The organism is Halomonas denitrificans, from assembly GCF_003056305.1.
In the GTDB taxonomy this organism is placed as follows: domain Bacteria; phylum Pseudomonadota; class Gammaproteobacteria; order Pseudomonadales; family Halomonadaceae; genus Halomonas; species Halomonas denitrificans.
Window position 1 is genome coordinate 1 of sequence record NZ_PYVX01000013.1, and the last position, 1,166, is coordinate 1,166.

Sequence of the window (1,166 nt, forward strand, 5' to 3'; positions counted from 1 at the left end):
AGGCCGTAGTCGCTGTCGTTGGCGAGCCGCACCGCCTCGGCCTCGCTGTCGAAGCCGAACACCGCCAGCACCGGGCCGAAGATCTCCTCGCGGCCGATGGCCATCTGCTCGGTGACGCCGTCGAACACCGTCGGCGGGATGAAGAGCCCGGGGCCTTCGAGGGCGGCGCCGCCCGTTCTCAGCTGGGCGCCCTCCTCCACGCCGCGGCGGATGTAGTCGAGCACCCGCTCGTACTGGGCCTGGTCGACCATGGCGCCCATGAAGCTCGCCGGGTCGAGCGGGTCGCCGGGCTGCATGGCCTCGGCGGCGGCCAGCACCTTCTCGACGAAGGCCTCGCGGATCGAATTCTCGACCAGCAGCCGGGAGCCGGCGATGCACACCTCGCCCTGGTTGTGGAAGATCGCCGCGGCGGCGTGCTCGGCCACCCGGTCCAGATCCTTGCAGTCGGCGAAGACCAGGTTGGGGCTCTTGCCGCCGCACTCCAGGTAGACCTTCTTGAGGTTGGACTGGCCGGCGTACTGCATCAGCTGCTTGCCGACCCCGGTGGAGCCGGTGAAGGCCAGGCAGTCGACCTCCATGGAGAGCGCCAGCGCCTTGCCCACGGTGTGCCCGTAGCCCGGCAACACCTGGAAGACGCCGCGGGGCAGGCCCGCCTCCCGGGCCAGGCTCGCCAGGCGCAGCGCCGAGAGCGGCGACTTCTCCGAGGGCTTCAGGATGACGCTGTTGCCGGCGGCGAGCGCCGGGGCGATCTTCCAGGCGGTCATCATCAGCGGGAAGTTCCAGGGCACGATGGCGGCGACCACGCCGAGCGGCTCGCGCAGCACCAGCGCCAGGGCCTCCTCGCCGGTGGGCGCGACCTCGCCGTAGAGCTTGTCGATGCACTCGGCCTGGTAGCGCAGGCAGCCGATGGCGCCGGCCAGGTCACCCAGCGCGCTCGAGATCGGCTTGCCCATGTCGAGGGTGTCGAGCAGTGCCAGCTCGTGCTTGTGGGCCGCCATCAGGTCGGCCAGCTTGAGCAGCACGGCCTTGCGCTTGCCCGGGGCGAGGCGCGACCAGGCGCCGCCGTCGACGGCGGCCCGGGCGGCCGCCACGGCGACCTCGGCATCGGCGGCGTCGCAGCTCGCCACCTCGGCCAGTGTCTCGCCGGTGGCCGGGTTGACGGTGGC

1 protein-coding gene is annotated in these 1,166 nt (G+C 72.0%); it reads right to left on the reverse strand.

Annotated features, from left to right (window positions below):
- A partial coding sequence (locus C9F13_RS17305) for an aldehyde dehydrogenase family protein (RefSeq protein WP_108447497.1) occupies positions 1-1,166 on the reverse strand: 1,166 nt, incomplete at both ends.